General features: G+C 67.6%; 16 protein-coding genes. 13 read left to right on the plus strand and 3 right to left on the minus strand.

Annotated features, from left to right (window positions below; all coding sequences use genetic code 11):
• Positions 1 to 29: 29 nt before the first annotated feature.
• The 13 genes from RJ1_RS08070 to ligD all read left to right on the plus strand — a co-directional run bounded on the left by RJ1_RS08070 (position 30) and on the right by ligD (position 14,707).
• The gene (locus RJ1_RS08070; RefSeq protein WP_073359428.1) at positions 30 to 884 is read left to right on the plus strand and encodes a glycosyltransferase family 2 protein; all 855 of its coding nucleotides are present in this window, start codon (positions 30 to 32) and stop codon (positions 882 to 884) included.
• Entirely contained in the window at positions 874 to 1,878 is a 1,005-nt protein-coding gene (locus tag RJ1_RS08075) for a glycosyltransferase family 2 protein (RefSeq protein ID WP_240319922.1), read from the plus strand. Before RJ1_RS08070 ends, RJ1_RS08075 begins: the two co-directional genes overlap by 11 nt.
• Entirely contained in the window at positions 1,878 to 3,263 is a 1,386-nt protein-coding gene (locus tag RJ1_RS08080; protein WP_073359429.1) for a glycosyltransferase family 2 protein, read from the plus strand. The genes RJ1_RS08075 and RJ1_RS08080 overlap by 1 nt, the downstream gene beginning before the upstream one ends.
• On the plus strand, positions 3,260 to 4,594 hold the full coding sequence (locus RJ1_RS08085) for a lipopolysaccharide biosynthesis protein (protein ID WP_174694950.1): 1,335 nt from the start codon (positions 3,260 to 3,262) through the stop codon (positions 4,592 to 4,594). Before RJ1_RS08080 ends, RJ1_RS08085 begins: the two co-directional genes overlap by 4 nt.
• Positions 4,578 to 5,423 carry a glycoside hydrolase family 16 protein gene (locus tag RJ1_RS08090; protein WP_073359431.1) on the plus strand — a complete coding sequence of 282 codons (846 nt, stop codon included), beginning with the start codon at positions 4,578 to 4,580 and terminating at the stop codon, positions 5,421 to 5,423. Before RJ1_RS08085 ends, RJ1_RS08090 begins: the two co-directional genes overlap by 17 nt.
• Positions 5,416 to 7,554 (plus strand): hypothetical protein, encoded by a 2,139-nt coding sequence (locus RJ1_RS08095; RefSeq protein WP_240319921.1) that lies wholly within the window; start codon positions 5,416 to 5,418, stop codon positions 7,552 to 7,554. The genes RJ1_RS08090 and RJ1_RS08095 overlap by 8 nt, the downstream gene beginning before the upstream one ends.
• 326 nt (positions 7,555 to 7,880) lie before the next feature.
• Positions 7,881 to 8,810 carry a hypothetical protein gene (locus RJ1_RS08100; protein ID WP_073359432.1) on the plus strand — a complete coding sequence of 310 codons (930 nt, stop codon included), beginning with the start codon at positions 7,881 to 7,883 and terminating at the stop codon, positions 8,808 to 8,810.
• A 48-nt stretch (positions 8,811 to 8,858) separates the two neighbouring features.
• Positions 8,859 to 9,887, plus strand: coding sequence for an NAD-dependent epimerase/dehydratase family protein (locus tag RJ1_RS08105; RefSeq protein ID WP_073359433.1), 1,029 nt, complete (start codon positions 8,859 to 8,861; stop codon positions 9,885 to 9,887).
• A complete protein-coding gene (locus RJ1_RS08110) occupies positions 9,884 to 11,074 on the plus strand; it encodes a DegT/DnrJ/EryC1/StrS family aminotransferase (protein WP_083400645.1) in 1,191 nt (396 codons plus the stop codon). Before RJ1_RS08105 ends, RJ1_RS08110 begins: the two co-directional genes overlap by 4 nt.
• Positions 11,071 to 11,880 (plus strand): glucose-1-phosphate cytidylyltransferase, encoded by an 810-nt coding sequence (rfbF, locus tag RJ1_RS08115; protein WP_073359434.1) that lies wholly within the window; start codon positions 11,071 to 11,073, stop codon positions 11,878 to 11,880. The genes RJ1_RS08110 and rfbF overlap by 4 nt, the downstream gene beginning before the upstream one ends.
• Entirely contained in the window at positions 11,864 to 13,096 is a 1,233-nt protein-coding gene (locus tag RJ1_RS08120; RefSeq protein WP_073359435.1) for a class I SAM-dependent methyltransferase, read from the plus strand. The genes rfbF and RJ1_RS08120 overlap by 17 nt, the downstream gene beginning before the upstream one ends.
• Before the next feature lie 88 nt (positions 13,097 to 13,184).
• Positions 13,185 to 13,619, plus strand: a complete 435-nt coding sequence (locus RJ1_RS08125) for a PAS domain-containing protein (protein WP_073359436.1) — start codon at positions 13,185 to 13,187, stop codon at positions 13,617 to 13,619.
• Between the two features lie 116 nt (positions 13,620 to 13,735).
• Entirely contained in the window at positions 13,736 to 14,707 is a 972-nt protein-coding gene (gene ligD / locus RJ1_RS08130) for a non-homologous end-joining DNA ligase (protein ID WP_073359437.1), read from the plus strand.
• A gap of 6 nt (positions 14,708 to 14,713) precedes the next feature.
• On the opposite strand, the gene RJ1_RS08135 is transcribed toward ligD, so the two are convergent.
• The 3 genes from RJ1_RS08135 to RJ1_RS08145 form a co-directional block, all read right to left on the minus strand.
• On the minus strand, positions 14,714 to 16,471 hold the full coding sequence (locus tag RJ1_RS08135) for an MOSC domain-containing protein (RefSeq protein ID WP_073359438.1): 1,758 nt from the start codon (positions 16,469 to 16,471) through the stop codon (positions 14,714 to 14,716).
• 480 nt (positions 16,472 to 16,951) lie between these two features.
• Positions 16,952 to 18,172: a vWA domain-containing protein gene (locus RJ1_RS08140; protein ID WP_073359439.1), complete on the minus strand. Its 1,221-nt coding sequence runs from the start codon at positions 18,170 to 18,172 to the stop codon at positions 16,952 to 16,954.
• Complete coding sequence (locus RJ1_RS08145) at positions 18,169 to 18,819, minus strand: SRPBCC family protein (RefSeq protein WP_073359440.1); 651 nt, start codon at positions 18,817 to 18,819, stop codon at positions 18,169 to 18,171. Before RJ1_RS08145 ends, RJ1_RS08140 begins: the two co-directional genes overlap by 4 nt.
• Positions 18,820 to 18,823: the final 4 nt, after the last annotated feature.

Here is an 18,823-nt window from a genome sequence, read left to right on the forward strand (position 1 = left end):
GCCCCTATGACGCAACGGACGTGAAGGCCATGGATGCACACGTGACCCAGTTACACCCCAAAGACGACCACAAGAAGAGCATGCCGCGACCGACCGTGTCGGTGGTGATGCCGGCTCTGAACGAAGCGAAGAATCTGCCGTTCGTGGCGGCGCGGATGCCGTCCGGCATCGACGAACTCGTGTTCGTCGACGGCAACTCCGTCGACGACACGGTTGTCGTCGCCCGAAAGCTGTGGCCCGACGCGAAGATCCTGACGCAGACCCGCAAAGGCAAAGGCAACGCGTTGGCCTGCGGTTTCATGCACGCCACCTCGGACATCGTGGTGATGATCGACGCCGACGGATCCACCGATCCCGCCGAGATCCCCGCCTTCGTCGACGCACTGATTCACGGCGCGGACTTCGCGAAAGGGAGCCGATTCATCGCGGGTGGCGGGAGCGCCGACATCACCTTCACCCGCCGGCTGGGCAACCGAATGCTGAATTCGTTCGTGAACATGGAATTCGCCGTCTCGTTCACCGACCTCTGCTACGGCTACAACGCGTTCTGGCGCCGGCACGTCAGCGTGATGTCGCTGCCGGCGACGGACCGACCCGACGCGCACTGGGGCGACGGCTTCGAAATCGAGACGCTGATCAACGTCCGGATGGCGACATCCGGCCTCGGCATCGTCGAGATCCCGAGCTTCGAGCGGCGGCGGATCAGCGGCAAGAGCAATCTGAATGTCGTCCGCGACGGGTTCCGGGTTCTCCGGACCGTCCGGATGGAACATCGGAACGGCGTGAAGACGACCGAAGAATCGGTCGAACGGCCGACCTCGCTTCCCAGAAGATCCGTGTATTCGTGGCGTTCCCGCGATCGCGGTGATTACGTTGCCCGATGACGTCCCGGCCGCCCGGCACTCGCTCCTGGACGCGACCGACGACTTCGATACAGAGCGGGCCGAGTCCCTCTCGGTCGTGATCTGCGCGTATACGACACGGCGTTGGTTCGATCTGTGCCGTTCGGTGCAGTCGGTGCTGTCGCAGGAGGGACCCGTTCCCGAACTCATCCTGGTGATCGATCACTGCGACGAACTGTATGTGCGCGCATGCAATCGATACTGCATGGACGAGCGGGTGACGGTCCTCGCGAACGCGGACACCAGGGGGCTGTCCGGGGCACGCAATACCGGCGTGCGCGCCGCTCACGGTGACGTGGTCGCCTTCGTCGACGACGACGCCCGCGCCGAGCCCGGCTGGACGCAGGCACTCATGCACCACTACGGGAACCGCGGAGTTGCCGGGGTGGGAGGGTACGCGGACCCGAGCTGGCCCGGCGATCGCCCCCGTTGGCTGCCACAGGAATTCGACTGGGTCGTCGGCTGCAGCTACGTCGGCCAGCCGACCCGGGTGGCGCCCGTGCGCAACCCCATCGGTTGCAACATGTCGATGCGCCGCTCTGTGCTCTACGCCGTGGGCGGATTCAGATCCGAGGTGGGCCGCGTCGGTTCGGTTCCCGTCGGCGGCGAAGAGACCGAACTGTGCATCCGTATCCGGGCGAACGAGGACTCCAACCAGATCCTGTTCGATCCGGACATGCGGGTGCAGCACCACGTATCGCCGGACCGCACCACTCTGCGATATTTCGTGCGGCGATGTCGTCACGAAGGGCTGTCGAAGGCCGTCGTCGCGGAGCTGACCACCGCGTCGGACGCACTGAGCAGCGAGTGCACGTACACCCTCCACGTCCTTCCGCGTGCGGTACTGCGTGAAGCGGGGTCGATGCGAAGGGACGGGCTCGCCCGAGCAGCTGTCGTGCTGCTCGGCCTGGTCGTGACCACCGCCGGATACGTACAAGGCCGAACCACCATCCGGCTGCGCACCCGGATGACCTGATGACTTCCTCCGCACCCGGTCTCACACTCCACCCCGCCCTGGACAGTCCCGAGCGGCCGGATTGGGAGGGTGCGGTGTGGATCGGGGAGGTGTGGATCGACGCGATCGAGGAGGCGCACCGTCACGGCCGCGCGGCGGGGACACCCGTCGGGTGCCGGTTGACGGGGGCGGAGGGCTACAGCCGGGCGCGACTGCTCGTGCGCGCCGCCGGCCGCCCACTCGGGTTCGTCGAGATCGAGGTGTCGGAAGGGTCGGTGAACTTCGGCGAGCTCAGGCGCCGAGTCGCGGGCCTGCGGGTCACCGAGCCGGACCGTCCCGTGCGGACCGGTCCGGCTCGCGTGGCCGAGGGGCGCGCCGTGCCGGTGACGGTCGTCGTGTGCACGCGCGACCGGGTGTCGATGCTGGAAACGGCCCTCCGGTCCGTCCTCGCAGTGGACTACCCGTCGTTCGACGTAGTCGTCGTCGACAATGCCCCCAGAACCGACGCCACCTGGAATTACGTGCTCGGTCTCGCGGATCCGCGGGTACGTCTGATCCGCGAGCCGCTCCCGGGGCTCTCCCGAGCCCGGAACACCGGATTGTCGGCCGCCACGGGCGACATCGTCGCGTTCACCGACGACGACGTGGTCGTCGATCGGCACTGGCTCTCGGCGCTCGTCGACGGGTTCGCGCGGGGACCGTCGGTCTCCTGCGTGTCCGGGATGGTGCCCGCCGGTGAGATCCGGACACCGGCGCAGGCGTACTTCGATCGACGGGTCGGCTGGTCGGACTCGACCGACGCCCGTGTCTTCGACTGGGCGCGGCCACCGGACGACGTTCCCCTGTTTCCCTTCACCGTTCGCTGCTACGGCACGGGGGCGAATTTCGCGGTGGAGCGCGACGTGGTTCGTCGTCTCGGTGGATTCGACGAGGCGCTCGGCGCCGGCGCCCCGACGGGCGGCGGCGAAGACATCGACATGTTCTTCCGCATTCTGCGCTCCCGACGCCAACTGGTCCACGACCCGGCCGCCATCGTGTGGCACCGGCACCGCGCCGACCGTGAAGGGATTCTCGTCCAGTCCCGCGGCTACGGGCTGGGACTGGGGGCGTGGCTCGCGAAGATCGCGATCGACCCCGAGATGGCGACGCTCGCGGCGACGACGGCGGCCCGACGCAGCGGCGCGTTCGTCCGCCACCTCCGCGCGTCGTCGAAGGAGACGGCCCCACCGGCGAACCTCGCGGAGTTCCTTCCCCCGCGCCTCGGCTCCACCACCGTCCGGTCGATCGTGAAAGGTCCGTGGGCGTATCGGTCGGCGCGGCGCGAAGGACGGTCACCGGCGCCGTTTCGGGAGCCGGACGCGCTGCGGCAGACCGCGATCTCGCACCATCCGATCGGCGAGCCGTGACTCCCGGCATCCCCCGCATCGAGGCGAGCCGTGCCGATTCCGAACACCCGGCCGAGCGGAATCTGCGACTCAACACGAACTCCCTCATTCTCGCCAACGTGGTGGCGGGGGCGCTCGGACTCATCTTCTGGGCCGCTGCCGCCCGCCTGTTTCCCGCTCGCGAAGTCGGGGTGGCCTCGGCGCTCATCACGTCGGCGGTGATGCTGTCGACGTTGTCGATACTGAGCATCGACACGATGTACGAGAGGTTCCTGCCGCTGGCGGGCACCCGCACCGGACCATTGCTCAAGCACGGATTCCTGTTGGTTTCGGCCACGTCCCTGCTGTCGGGCGCCGCGCTCGTCGTGTTCGGCCCACGAGATCCGCTGTTCGAATCCGGCTGGGCGATGGCGTGTTTCCCGCTGTTCGTGATGGTTCTCGCCGTGTTCACCCTGCAGGACAAGGCCACTGCCGGCCTCGGGGTGGCGCGGTGGTCGGCCGCGAAGAATTCCTTCCATGCGGCGGCGAAACTCGTCGTTCTGCTCGCGCTCGCCGGCACCGACGTCGCGGTGTCCATCGTCTCCGCGTGGGGGGCGACGGCAGCGGTGGCCGCACTGTGCGTTCTGGTGGCGCTCCACCGCCGATCCCGCTCCCATCCCCGATTCCTCGGGGCGCCGACCCTCCCACCCCGCCGTGAACTCTGGGCGTACTTCGGTTCGTCGTTCGGCATCACGGCACTGTGGGCGATCGGTCCTCTCGTGGTGCCGCTGATCGTGGTCACGCAGGTCGGCGCCGAGGCGAACGCGTATTTCGCGATCGCGTGGGCGATGATCAGCGCGCTCTACCTCATGGTGCACCTGGTCGTCAGCCCGTACGTGGCCGAAGTCGCCGCCCACCCGGACAGGGTCGCGTCGTTGTCCCGCCGTCTGGTGCGCACCCTCGCCGTGGTGGCGGGTGTCGGCGGGGTGGGACTGGTGGTGGTCGGTCCTGTCCTGCTCGGTGTGGTCGGAGCCGAGTACCGAACGCACAGTACCGGTTTGCTCTACCTGGCCGGCGTGTTCATACCTCTGTCCGTGGTGGGCGCCGTCTACGAAGGTCTTGCGCGGGTGCACCGACGGCTGACGTTGGCGCTCGCCGTCCGCGGTGTCTCCACGCTCATCGTCGTCGGCGGCTCCCTGATCGGCACCAGAGCCATCGGCGTCGTCGGTGTGGGCTGGGCCTACCTCGCGGCGGAGGCGGTGTCGGCGCTGGTGCTGATCGGTCCGGTGGTCTTCTGGCTGCGGCGGGCCTCACAAGAACGCGGGTACGACCGAATTCCCGCGGACGATTCGGGAGGTGAGCGAGTTGAGTAGACGATCGTGGGTCCGGGTGGCCCGTGCGTCACTGATCGGCGTGAGCGCGGTGCTGATCGCGCAGGCGGCCGGTCCGCCCACCGACACTGCGGTGCAGTCGGTGTCGTGGTATCAAAAGCAGCAGGCACTCATGTTCGACGACTTCAACGGACCTGCGGGGTCGCCGCCGAATCCCCAGTGGTGGACCTACGACACCGGCGGTGGCGGGTGGGGAAACGGCGAGTCCCAGACCTACACGTCCTCACCCTCGAACGTCCGGCTCGACGGTGCCGGGCATCTGGTGATCGAGGCCCGCAACGACGGCGGCCAGTACACCTCCGCCCGCGTCACGACGCAGGGCCGGACCTCCCTCCTCTACGGTCGCGCCGAAGCTCGCGCGAAGCTCCCTCGCGGCGCGGGAATGCATCCGGCGTTCTGGCTGCTCGGTACCGACCTCGGCGTCGTCGGCTGGCCGGAAAGCGGCGAGATCGACGCGGTCGAGACGGTCGGCGGTGCCGGCCAGCTCTACAGCAGTGTCATCGGGCCGAAGACGACCGGCGGCGATTGGCAGGCAGGACCCACCACCGACGTGGCGGCCTCGTTCGTGGACGACTTTCACACGTATTGGGTGGAAAAGGCCCCCGGGAGGGTGACGTTCGGAGTGGACGGCCAGATCACCGGCGAGGTCTCCGCGGCCGGTCTTCCCCCGAACGAGCGGTGGGTGTTCGACAAACCGTTCTTCCTCCTGCTCAACGTCGCCGTCGGCGGAGAATGGCCCGGCCCCGCCGACAGTACGACGCCGTTCCCGGCCGCGATGGTCGTCGACTGGGTGCGTGTTTCCGGTGACTAGGTCCACGGTTCAGCTCGACCCACCCCGGCGCGAGGCAGTCGATGCCACCGCCGCCGAGGAGCCCTCCGGTGCGGCCCGGGCCGCACATTTCGACACCTTCGCCCTCGTGTCGGCGGCGGTCGGTGCGCTCGCGCTGACTCCACTGTCGCCGGAGTTGCGCGCGATCATGCTCGCGGCCTTCGTTCTCACCGGGCCGGGACTGGCCGTGGTGACGTGGATGCGACTGCAGACGCCCGCGATCGTCGCCGCGGTACCCCTGACGGGTCTGTCGATGATGACGGGTTTCACCGCCGTCATCGGGTGGTCGAATCGTTGGCTGCCCGTCCCGTTCCTGCTGACCCTCGTCGGCGGTGTCGTTCTCTCGGTGCTCCTGCACGCGCGACATGCGGGCGGACTCGCCACTCTCGTGCCCGCCCGGCCGAGGGGAACGACCCTGCGCGGCAACGTGCCCCTGCTCTGTACGCTGGCCACGCTGGGCGTGTGGCTGGCGCTCCTACCCGGGTTGCTGAATGTGCCGTACTCCGAGTTCGGACTACTGGCCGTCGGCACCGGGCCGGGACTCGTCGTCGTCGTGGTCTCGATGGTCGGGGCCTTCGCCTGGGCGTTGCGGAAGAACCACGTCGTCTCCGCCGCGGTGATCGTCGGCGCCGTGATCGTCGTGCAGCGGGCAACCGTCAGCGTGATCACCGAGGCGCCGATCTACACCTGGACGTACAAGCACATCGGTGTGGTGGACTACATCCAACAGCACCAGGCACTTCCGCCGCGCGGGATCGACGTGTACGGCGAATGGCCCGCCTTCTTCACGGCGTTCGCCTGGTTCGGTGACATCACGTCCGTCGATTCGCTCCTCGTCGCACAGTGGTTCGCCCCGGTAGTGCACGCCCTGCTGGCATTGCTCGTCGGCGCACTGGCGATGTTGCTGGGGCTGGAGATCCGGCATGCGCTCGCGGCGGCGATGATCGTCGAACTCGCGAACTGGGTCGGGCAGGACTATTTCGCTCCCCAGGCGTTCGCATTACTCATGGCGGTCGGCGTGCTGGCACTGCTGGTCGCCTCCCGCACCTGCCACCAGGCGGGTTACATTGCACTGCTTGCGTTCGCCGCGCTCATCCCGACGCATCAGCTGACGCCGTACTGGCTGCTCGGGGTCATCGTGGCGCTGGTCGTGACACGGCAGATCAAGCCCTGGTGGTTGCCCATTCCGTATATGGCGATGCTCATCGGCTACCTCGTCCCGCGGATGTACGTCGTACTCCCGCACGGGCTGTTCTCGGGCGCGAACCCCGTTGCCAACGGAACCAGCAACGTCGAGTACGCCGGTTCCCTGGGCAAACTCGTCACCTCGACCGTATGCCGCGGGCTGTCCGCCGCGGTGATCCTGTTCGCCCTCGTCGGAATCGTCGTGTGGTGGCGGCAGGGCCGGCCGTTCCTCATTCCGATGATCATGGCGTTCAGTTCGTTCTCCCTGCTCTTTCTGCAGAGCTACGGCGGTGAGGCCATCTTCCGGGTGTACCTGTACGCGCTGCCGGGGTGCGCAATCCTGATCGCGCCGCTGCTCCTCGCCGCGGTCACGGTCACCGGTCGTCATGTCGCCCTCGAACGGGTGACCACGGTGTTCGCCGCTGTCGCGCTGGGCGGTGCGGCCGTCGCCGGGATGCAAGGCTATTACGGACTGTGGTCGCTGGTGGTGGAATACCGATCGCAGGTCATGCTGTTCGACGACCTGACCGCGGACATTCATGGTCCCGCCATGATCACCAGTCTGGATTCGGCAGGGTTTCCCAGTCGCGCCACCGCCGACTACGCCGATCTGGCCAAGTACGATCAGGACTTCGACACGCCCATCGTCGACCGCTGGCCCGAGTTCGCCAAGTACTTTCCCGACGCCCACCAGTTCGACGACATCACGCTGGTTGCGGAATCGAGCAGCACCGAAACCTATTTCGTGTTCACGAGTCAATCGAACGATGCCATCGAGTATTACCGGTACTTCACTCCGGAGGCGGTCGCGAGGTTCGAGGACCAGTTTCGTCTGAGCCCACAGTGGTCGATCCGTCTCCAGGACGCGCACACGACCGTCTACCAGTTCGACCGCACCGGTTCGGGAGCGGACATCACCGGCGGTTGAGGCCACATAAACAAGGGCATAGAACAACGAAGCGATTAATAACAGGGCAGAGGTTTGTTTTAGCCGAATAATGTGGAAGACTGGTCTGATCGGAACCCGAGCCGAGAAGGCCCCCGCGAGGGGCGAGTCGGCGGGTGCGGGGCCGGGGCGGGAGATCAGCACGATGGCGATATCGAATGCCGCGCTCAGAGTGAAGCGCGAGACCACGATGCCTCCGGATATTCCTGCGCCCCAGCGCACCTGGCGACGGAGGGCGATGCCGCCGAGCGAGATTCGACGCAACCTTCGACAGTTACCGAGTATCGACACGATGTGAGGACAGACCCATGGCATTTGTGATTTCGACCGAGTCCGATGTGACGGACGAGGCCAGACGTTCGCGAATCTTCTCGGGCGAGGTGTTCTGCTTCCCGGCCCGCGACTCGATCCGCGCCTTCAGTGAATTCGCGTGGGAATTGATCGACGCCGCCTTCGGTGCGCACGATCCGTCGACCGCTCACGACGACCTCCCCGTCGAGGAGTACGTGCGCATCCTCGGGCCGCTCAAGACCGGATTCACCCACCACCCCCACTCCAAGGAACTGCTCCGCGACGTTCTCGTCGACCTCGGAGCCGACATCACCCGGACGTACTTCGACGTGCCCAAGCTGCGTGTAGTCCCCCCGGCGTCGTATCTCACTGCGGGCCTGGGGTACAACTACACGCCGCACCGAGACACCTGGTATTCCTCACCGCAGTGCCAGAACAACTGGTGGGCACCGATTCTCGGCGTGACCGACAAGAGCTGCATGGCGTTCCATCCCGAGTTCTGGCAGAGGCCGACCGACAATTCGAGCGCCGACTTCGACGCCTACGAATGGAACCGTTCGTCCCGTCGCGACGCCGCGCTCTACATCAAGGACGACCCACGGCCGCATCCGCGGCTCAGCGGACAGGACCCCGGCAGCGAAGTCCGGATCGTCGGGGAAGTCGGCTCCATCCTGTCGTTCTCGGGCGCCCAACTGCACGCCACGGTGCCGAACACCACCGGCCGGGCCCGATTCAGTTTCGACTTCCGCACCATCGCCCTCGACGATCTCCTCGCGAAGGCGGGCCCCCCGAACGTCGATTCCCACTCGACCGGAACCTCCGTCCGCGACTACCTGCGGGCCGACACCTACGACCGGGTGCCCGAAGACGTCGTGGCGCAGTACGACGAGGGCGGCAGCACCGACGGCGTCCTCGTGTTCGACCCTTCCGTACTCGAAGTCACGTAGAAGCAGCATCGAGGAGCCGGTGAAATGACCGACAGCACATCATCACCCATGAGAATTCTGGTAACCGGGCACCTGGGTTATCTGGGCGTCGAGATGACTCCGCTGCTCGTCGGCCTCGGACACGAGGTCGTCGGCCTCGACACCGGCTACTTCGCCGGGTGCGACTTCCTCGCTCCTCCCGAACCATTGCCGATGCTCGACATCGACGTGCGCGACGTCACCCCGGCCGACCTCGCCGGCTTCGACGCCGTCGTCCACCTCGCCGCCCTGTCGAACGATCCACTGTCCGACATCGACCCGAGGCTGACGTACGACATCAACCTCGAGGCATCCGTCCGGCTCGCGAAGGCGGCGAAGGCCGCGGGCGTCGGCCGGTTCGTCTTCTCGTCCTCGTGCAGCCTGTACGGCGCGGGCAGCGACCTCGAACTGGACGAAGGGGCGGCGTTCAATCCCGTGACACCGTACGGGGAATCGAAGGTCCGAGTAGAACAGGAACTGTCCCGGCTCGCCGGCGACGACTTCTCACCGGTGTATCTGCGCAACGCCACGGCGTACGGGCTCTCACGCCGACTGCGTGCGGACGTCGTCGTCAACAACCTGCTCGGGCACGCGGCGACCACGGGGAAGGTATTGCTGCAGAGCGACGGCACACCGTGGCGGCCGCTCGTCCATGTCCTCGACATCGCGCACGCGTTCGCGCAGGCGCTCGCGGCCCCGAGAGACATCGTCCACGATCAGGCGTTCAACGTCGGGCGCGTCGGCGAGAACTACCAGGTGCTCGACGTCGCGAGACTCGTCGCCGAGGTCGTACCCGATTGCGTGGTCGGGCATTCGGAAGGGGCGATGCCCGACATCCGTGACTACCGCGTCGACTTCTCGAAGATCGAGCGGGAGCTACCCGGATATCGGCCCCAGTGGACCCTGCGCCGGGGAATCGAACAACTCTGGGCCGCATATTCCGACGGCGGAATGACAGCGGAGCGGTTCGAGGGACCGCAATACTTCCGGCTGAGAACCATCCAGCAACACCTCGATCACGGTCGGCTCGACAGCGACCTGCGCTGGGTGTCACCATGATCGAGCCGGCCTCGGTCCCGGACGTCGAGGAACGCGCGGCCCTCCGCGAGCAGGACCGCATCCCGGTTGCCGGGCCGTGGGTGACCGATCTCGAGGTCCGGTACGTCGCGGAAGCCGCGGCGAACGACTGGTACACCCACGCCGGCGAGTCCGTCGGCCTCTTCGAGACGGAGTTCGCCGACTATCTCGGGACCGACTTCGCCGCGGCAGTGCCCCACTGCACCTCCGCGCTGCACCTCGCGATGCTCGCCCTCGACCTGGGTCCCGGCGACGAGGTGATCGTCCCGGAATCGACGTGGGTGGCGACCGCGGCACCGATCACCTACGTCGGCGCCACCCCCGTCTTCGCCGACATCGACGCCGGCACCTGGTGCCTGTCCCCGGATTCGCTCGCGGAGTGCCTCACCCGGCGCACCAGGGCCGTCGTCACCGTCGACCTGTACGGCGGCATGCCGGACATGGAGGCCGTTCGCTCGGTCGCGGACGGTCTCCCGATCATCGAGGACGCCGCCCAGTCCATCGGCGGGAAGCTCGGCGATCGTTTCGCCGGAACGCTGGGCGACGTCGGGACCTTCAGCTTCCACGGCACGAAGACGCTGACGACCGGTGAGGGCGGAATGGTCGTGACCGACCGGAGCGACCTCTCGGAGCGGATACTTCGGTTGCGCGACCACGGTCGCACGCCGGCGGACCACCGGTTCTTCACCACCGAGGAGCTGGCCTTCAAGTACAAGATGAGCAGTCTGCAGGCCGCATTCGGCCGGGCCCAGCTGGCCCGCATCGACGAACTCCTGGACAAGAAGCGGCAGATCTTCGAATGGTACGAAGAGCGCCTCGCCGACGTTCCCGGTGTGCAGCTGAACCGCCGACGGGACGGCCTCACGAACACGTTCTGGATGGTCACCGCCGTCCTCGACCCGGCCTACCGGCTGCCGGCCCGCCGAATGATGGAACTGTTCGACCTGCACTCGGTGGACACCCGCCCCTTCCTGCCCCCACTCAGTTCGCTGCCCGCATTCGCGGGATACGACACCGTCGCGACGGCGGCGCGCCGGAACAAGACCGCATACGACATCGCTGCACGCTCGATCAATCTGCCGTCGGCACTCATGCTGACCGAAGCACAGGTCGACCGGGTGTGCGACGTCCTACTCACCATTCTTCGACCACGTAAGGAAACGTCATGAAGGCCGTCATTCTCGCCGGTGGACGCGGCACCCGAATCAGCGAAGAGTCGCAGAGCCGGCCGAAGCCCATGGTGGAGATCGGTGGACGCCCGATCCTCTGGCACATCATGAAGATCTACGGCGAAGCCGGCGTCACCGAGTTCATCATCCTGCTCGGCTACAAGGGCTACATGATCAAGGAGTACTTCGCCAACTACTTCCTGCACATGTCCGACGTGACGATCGACCTGGCCACCGACACCACCAAGACGCTCTCCTCGAAGACCGAGCCGTGGACCGTCACCCTGCTCGACACGGGCGCCTCGACCATGACCGGCGGACGCCTACTTCGGGCGAAGGAGCACATCGGCGACGACGTCTTCTCCTTCACCTACGGCGACGGCGTCACCGACGTCGACATTCGCCGGGTCGCCGACTTCCATCGGACGTCCGGTTCGATCGCGACGGTCACCGCGGTGCAGCCGCCCGGCCGCTACGGCGCTCTCCGCATGGAGGAGGACCGGGTGCAGTTCCAGGAGAAGCCGCGCGGCAGCAGCGGCTGGGTGAACGGCGGATTCTTCGTCGCCTCACCGTCCGTCCTCGATTACATCGACGGCGACGACACTGTCTTCGAAGGGGCTCCGCTGGAGCGACTTTCGGCCGACGGCGAACTGACCGCGTATCAGCACCCCGGCTTCTGGCGGGGAATGGACACGTTGTGGGACAAGATCTACCTCAACGAACTCTGGGACAACGACAAGGCCCCCTGGAAGATCTGGAACGACGGACTGGGTGGCAGGGGAGACGATCATGAGTACTCCCTGTAGGCACTGCGGAACCCCCCTGGAGCAGTCGTTCTGCGATCTCGGGATGTCGCCGCTCGCCAACTCGTATCTCACGGCCGACCGACTGGATCGACGAGAAGTGTTCTACCCGCTGCACGCGTACGTGTGCTCGAAGTGCCTCCTCGTCCAGCTCGCCGAATTCGAATCGGCCGAGTTCATCTTCACCGACTACCTCTACTTCTCGTCGTACTCACAGAGCTGGCTCGACCATGCCCGCGCCTACGTCGAGGACACGACGGCGCGGTTCCATCTCGACAGTTCGAAGCAGGTCGTCGAAATCGCCAGCAACGACGGATATCTCCTCCAGTATTTCGTGGAGTCCGGCATCCCGTCGCTCGGCATCGAACCGGCCGAGAACGTGGCCGAGGTCGCCGTGCGGCGCGGGATCGACACCCGCGTCGGGTTCTTCGGAACCTCGATGGCGAGCAAACTCGTCGGGGAGGACATCCGCGCAGACCTGCTGATCGGCAACAACGTCCTGGCGCACGTTCCCGACCTGAACGACTTCGTCGCCGGGATGGCGACCGTGCTCGCGGTGGACGGCGTCATCACCATGGAGTTCCCGCACCTGCTCCAGCTGATCGAACACAACCAGTTCGACACGATCTACCACGAGCACTTCTCCTACTTCTCGCTGCTGACCGTCACGCGCGTGTTCGCCGCCCACGGCCTGCGACTGTTCGACGTCGAACAACTCTCCACACACGGTGGTTCCCTGCGGATCTACGCCTGTCACGCCGAGTACCCCCGACACCTCACGTCCCGGCGACTGCGCGAGCTGGGCGAGAAGGAGCAGGCCGCAGGTCTGCATCTTCCGGAGGGCTACGCCACCTTCCCGGAGCGGGTGATGCGCACCAAACGGGCGCTGCTCGAATTCCTCATCGACGCACGCAACCGCGGAAAGTCGACGGCCGCCTACGGCGCGCCGGCCAAAGGCAACACCCTGCTCAACTACTGCGGAATCCGCGACGACCTACTCGATTACACCGTCGACCGGAGTCCCCACAAGCAGGGCAAGTTCCTGCCGGGAACCCACCTGCCCATTTACGCGCCCGACCACATCCGCGACACCCGGCCCGACTACCTCCTGATCCTCCCGTGGAACCTGCGGGACGAGGTGGTTCGGGACATGTCGTACATCCGCGAGTGGGGAGGAAAATTCGTCGTCCCCGTGCCCGAATTGGCGGTGCTCGACTGAGCCCGGATCTCCGCCCGTAGGCGTGGCGCTTTCCGCTGATCACCCCGACCGGAACTCATGGGGGCTTGATCAGTGAGAGTATAGGTCTGTGAGCGCACAGGCAGAGCACGAGGAGAGACGCCGCCCGACCCCGGGAACCCCGCTGGGCTATCTCGAGCAGCTGCCCGCCCTCGTCCTGCTCGAGCGCCTCCCGGTTCCCGTCCTGGCGGTCGAGGAAGACGGCACCGTCGTCCACGCGAACAGCGCTTTCGAGGAGATGCTGGGCCATCCCGTCGATACCCTGCGCGGACGCCCGGTCTCCGAACTGCTCGATCTGGACGGGGCAACAACGGGTGCGGACGCCGTGGAACACCTCCGCGAGAGCGCGACCACACCCATCGACCTCACCCACCAGGACGGATCCCGCGTCCGCGCACTCATCAGCCGGCCGATCCTGCGTCGGCAGGACGACCCGGTGACCCTCGTCTGCTTCCACGACGTCACCGAGCAACTGTGGAACGGTGGCCGCGCGCCGGGCTTCTGACCCCGCCTCCACAAACGCACGGACATTGGTGAGAAACCCGCGCAATTGCCGGTGAATCCGGCGAATGTCTGTGCAAACGTCGCGACTGAGGATGCACCGCGGGTTACGTTGGCTGCATGGCGACCGGCAAGAGCAAGGCTCCCGCTGTCGAACTGGAGGTCGGCGACCGGACCGTGCGGATCTCGCACCCGGAGCGCGTCTACTTCCCTGCCACCGGCGCCACGAAACTCGATCTCGCGAACTACTACCTGAGCGTCGGCGACGGGATCGTCCGCGCGTTGCGCGAGCGCCCCTGCATGATGCACCGGTTTCCGGACGGGCTGAGCGGCGAGAAGGTCCACCAGAAGCGGTTGCCGCACGGCGCGCCCGACTGGGTGCAGACGGTGCGGGTGACGTTCCCGCGATACAACCGCCACGCCGACGAACTGTGCGTCACGCACCCGGCGGACGTGATCTGGGCGGTGCAGATGTCCACCGTCGAGTTCCATCCGTGGAACTCGCGCCGCGCCGACGTCGAGCGTCCCGACGAGTGGCGGATCGATCTCGATCCGATGCCCGACTGCGGGTTCGACACGGTGCGGCGTGTCGCCGGGGTCGTGCACGAGGTGCTCGACGAACTGGGGGCCACGGGCTGGCCGAAGACGTCGGGCGGACGCGGGATGCACGTGTACGTCCGGATCCGGCCGGACTGGGGATTCGGCGACGTCCGGCGGGCCGCGCTGGCCTTCGCCCGCGAGGTCGAGCGCAGGTCGCCGCAGGACGTGACCACCACCTGGTGGCGCAAGGACCGGGATCCGCGCAAGCTGTTCGTCGACTACAACCAGAACGCCCGCGACCACACCATCGCCAGCGCGTACTCGGTGCGGGGTGTGCCCGACGCGACGGTGTCCACACCGGTGACCTGGGACGAGATCGACGACGTGGACCCGCACGCGTTCACCATCGCCACCGTCCCCGACCGGTTCGCGAAACTCGGCGACCTGCACGCCGGAATCGACGACGCCGTGTTCTCGCTGGAGCCGCTGCTGGAATGGGCCGACCGCGACGAGGCCGCCGGTAAGTCGGATCCCGGTGGCGCCGAAGAGTAGACGACCCTACAAGTCCAGAACCACGTCGTCCGCCGGGCGCGTGCAGCAGATGAGGGTGTTCCCCTCGGCGGGTCGTTCGACGGGTTCCGGGTCGTAGTCGACGGGTCCGGACAGTAGAGCTGTTTCGCAGGTGTGGCAGACGCCGGTGCGGCAGGACCAGCGTGTGGGGACGTCGCAGGCCTCGGCGAGTTCGAGCAGCGTCCCCCGCCCCGGATCCCACGGCACGGTGAGCCCGCTGCGCGCGAACGAGACCGCGGGGCCGGCACCGGGTGGTCCGGGCGGCGGGTGGGGCGCAACCGAAGACGACAGAACCACACCGGGATTGAGGGCTCCTTCCGCACCGAACGTTTCGACGTGAATCCTCGACGGATCGAGTCCGTGCCCGGTCAGCGCGGACCCGAGGGCGGCCATGAACGAGGCAGGCCCGCAGAGATACGCATCCGCGTCGTGGGGCAGACCGAGACTGTCGATCAGGTGCGCGGAAAGCCGTCCGGCCGTGGCGTAGTCGACGCCCTTACGGTCGGTGTCGGCGGGTCGGCTGTACGCGATGTGTGCGCTGCTCCCCGACAGCCGGCGCAGAAGGTCCCGACTCTCGTCGGCGAAAGCGTGCTCGGATCCGTCGCGGGCACCGTGGACCCACCACACGGCCCGGGTCGAATCCGCTTCTGCCAGTGCGTACAACATGGACAGCACGGGTGTGACCCCCACGCCCGCAGACACGAGCACCACCGGCCTCCCCCCGCCGTCCAGGAAGAACGTCCCGCGCGGCGCCGCCACCTCGAGGGTGTCGCCGACGCGCACACGCGAATGGAGGTAGCGACCGGCCGCGCCGTGCGGTTCCCGTTTCACACTGATCCGGTATTCGGCGGCGCCGGGGCGATTGGACAGCGAATAACTCCGGATCAGCGGCGCGCCCTCGTCAGGATGCACGCGGAGCGTGACCGACTGACCCGCACGCCACGACGGCAGGGCCGTCCCGTCGGCGGCAGCCAACGACAACGAGAGCACATCGCGGCTCTCCGCGTGCATCCCGGTGACCGTCAGCGCCCGGAATCCGGCCCACGCCGGCGGGGGGCTGCCGGCCGTTCTCGTCAGTCCGGTGTTTCCGCCTGCCCCCGTGTCGGCCTGGTCCAGGAGGCTCCGCAGCGAGCCCTTCCACCCGGGACTCAGTGCCGGAATGCGCACGGCGCGTTCGAGCGCATCCCGCGGGTGGCCGGGCAGGTACAGGAGCGCATCGATCTCGGCGACGGACACCGCTTCCGGACCGGATGCGATCTTGACGATGCCCTGCCCGGCCTCCACCTCCCCCTCCTCGATCACCCTGAGGTAGAACCCGGGCCGCCGGTGGGACACGAGCAGTGCCGCCATCTGCGGTTCGTTCATCCGCAGGCCCACCCGATAGCACGTCACACGGGGCTGGGTCACCTCGAAGACCGCGGTGCCGATCCGGTAGCGGTCGCCGATGCAGACCTCGTCGTCGGGCAGACCGTCGACCGTGAAGTTCTCGCCGAAGTGTCCGGGCTCGAGATCGTCGCGTCGCAGGTGCTCACTCCAGTGGTGGTAGGACTCGGTCTGGTACACCAGCACCGCACGGTTCTCACCACCGTGACCGCCGAGGTCGCCCTGGCCGTCACCGTCGATGTTGAGTCTCCGGACCGTGCGCGGGCCGTCGACGGGCCGCTTCCAGACACCGGTGCGTACCGTCCGCCCGTGCCAGGAAACGTCCCGGGGCATCCCGACGTTCACGGAACTGAGCGTAGCCACGGCATTCGCCTCGCTTGGTTGGTACGACTCCCGATCGACCCTGGTCGATCATCCGTCATCTCGCTCCGCGGAGCAACGACGGCTCGCCCGCAACGCGACACGCGCCCCGACCGTGCGGCCGAGGCGCGTGTCTCGCATGCCGAGCTGTTCCCTACCGGGGCGGCGGGGGCGGCGGAGGCGGGGGTGGTGGTGGATTGGGATTGCAGAGTTGGCAGCCGTCGACCGGCGGTTTGGGAACGGGCGCGTGACAGTCGTTCTGACATGGTCTGGCGCCGGCGATTTCGGCTGTTCCCACCAGGGAGATCGAGAGGGCTGCGAGAAGCGCTCCGATCGCCGCGGCGACTCTGGCCGGTTTTCTGGTACTCGACATTGGTGGTCCTCCTGTGAGCTGAAGGGCGGTGTGCACCGTCTCCTCGAGTGTGAGGGAGGAGTGTCGCGGCGGGCAGGGACCCTGGGGGTGGATTCGCACCACCCACCGGCTCAACCCATTCGGCCGATGACATCGAGCACGTCGCGCAGCGCGGACAGCGAATGTGCGGGGAGGAACGCATCGCAGAAGGGCAGTGCGGCCGCCATCGAGCCGGCGAGCGGCCGGAAGTCGGGATCACCGGCACGGGGGTTGAGCCACACCACGCGGTGGGCGCGGCGCCGCACCCGGGTGAGCGCGTGCGCGAGACGTGCCGGATCGTCGCTGTCCCAGCCGTCGGAGGCGACGACCACGAGCGCGCCGCGCAGCGCGTTGCCGTGCGGCGAGGCCAGCAGTTCGCTCAGGCTGCCCGCGATGTGGGTGCCACCGAATCTGTCGACCACCTTCTCGTTCGCCTTACGGATCGCGGTCTCCGCGCTGCGGTGGGCCAGCACGGGGGTGAGCCTCGTCAGCGACGTGGAGAAGGCGAACACCTCCGGCCTGCCCGCGGTCTGCCGTTGCACCGCCGCGCGCATGAGGTGGAGGTAGATCGCGGCGTACGGCTGCATCGACCTGCTCACGTCGCACAGCATCACGATGCGCCGCGGACGGTGCCGGGCGCGGGTCCTGGCGAGGACCACCGATTCCCAGCCCGTGGCCCGGGACCGGTTCATCGTGGCCCGCAGGTCGATACGGCGGCCGCGGCGGTGCACTTCGCGCCGCCGGGTACGGCGGGTCGGCCAGCCCGCGGTGGCCTGCTCCAGCCAGGATCCGAGGAGCCGGAGATCGGCGGCATCGAACCGGGCGAAGGGTTCGTCGGCGCGGGCCACGAGCCGGCTGGGCAGGGTGTCCGGCACCGCCGTCGGAGAGTCCCCGAGCTCGTCCTCTCCGCTGTCGTCGCCGCCGGTCATCATCGGTCGTGTCATCCACGGCACGCCAGCGACGTCCTCCGCCGCACCGGGCCGGTCGCGCCCGTCGCGGACACCGGCCAGTGCAGGGTCTCGCCCCGGGGCGGCGCCGCGCCGGGCGTGCGGGTCCAGTGACAGGACGGCATCGTCGAAGACCGCGGCGAACACCGCGTCGAACGGCGCGAGATCGTCGACGCGGTTGACGAGCGTCAGCCGCGCCGACCAATACAGCCGCGACCGGGAATTGGGCGGCGACAGGTGCAGCGCCTGCACGAACACCGCAGGGCCACTTGCCGAGACCACGACGCCGCGAGCGCGCAGCCTGGCGACGAGGGCCACCGCGAACGATGCGAGGTCGACGCCCCGCAGGACGCCCGTCGCACTCATCGCCTGCGGCGGCCCACCACGAGCACGACCACGATTCCCGCGAGGACGGCGGCGAGAATCGGGGCGTACCGCTTCCAGGCCCCCGCCCCGGAGAGAGCGAGGAGGTCCAGCGGAGCCGGTTCCGCGGCCGGCGGGGCCACGGACAGCGTCGCGGTACCCGTGGAGTCGGCTGCGGCGGGAGCGGATGCCGGCTCCTCACCGGGACCCCCGGCGAGCTTCGCTTCCAACGACTCCGCGAACTGCCCCATGAGTTTCTCCGACACCTGCTGAATCATCCCGCTGCCGAACTGCGCGAGTTTGCCGACGATCTTCATGTCGGTGTCCACGGTGACGCGGGTGCCGTCACCGGTCTCGTGCAACTGCGCGGTGATCGTCGCGGACGCGTTGCCGGAGCCGCGCGAGTCCCGGCCGCGGGCGTCGATCACGGCGCGATGCTCCTTCGAGTCACGCTCCACGAACGTGGCCTTGCCCTTGAATTCACTCGTCACCGGTCCGACCTTGACCTTCACCTTCCCCAGGTAGTCGTCGCCTTCCCGTCCGGTCATCTGCGCCCCGGGGAGCAGCGGGGCAACCTCCTCGAGATCGCTGAGTACCTCCCATGCCTGCTCGATCGGTGCGCTGACGGTGAATTCGTTGGCAAACTTCATGGCT

The organism is Rhodococcus jostii NBRC 16295 (assembly GCF_001894825.1).
GTDB classification, from domain to species: Bacteria; Actinomycetota; Actinomycetes; order Mycobacteriales; family Mycobacteriaceae; genus Rhodococcus_F; species Rhodococcus_F jostii.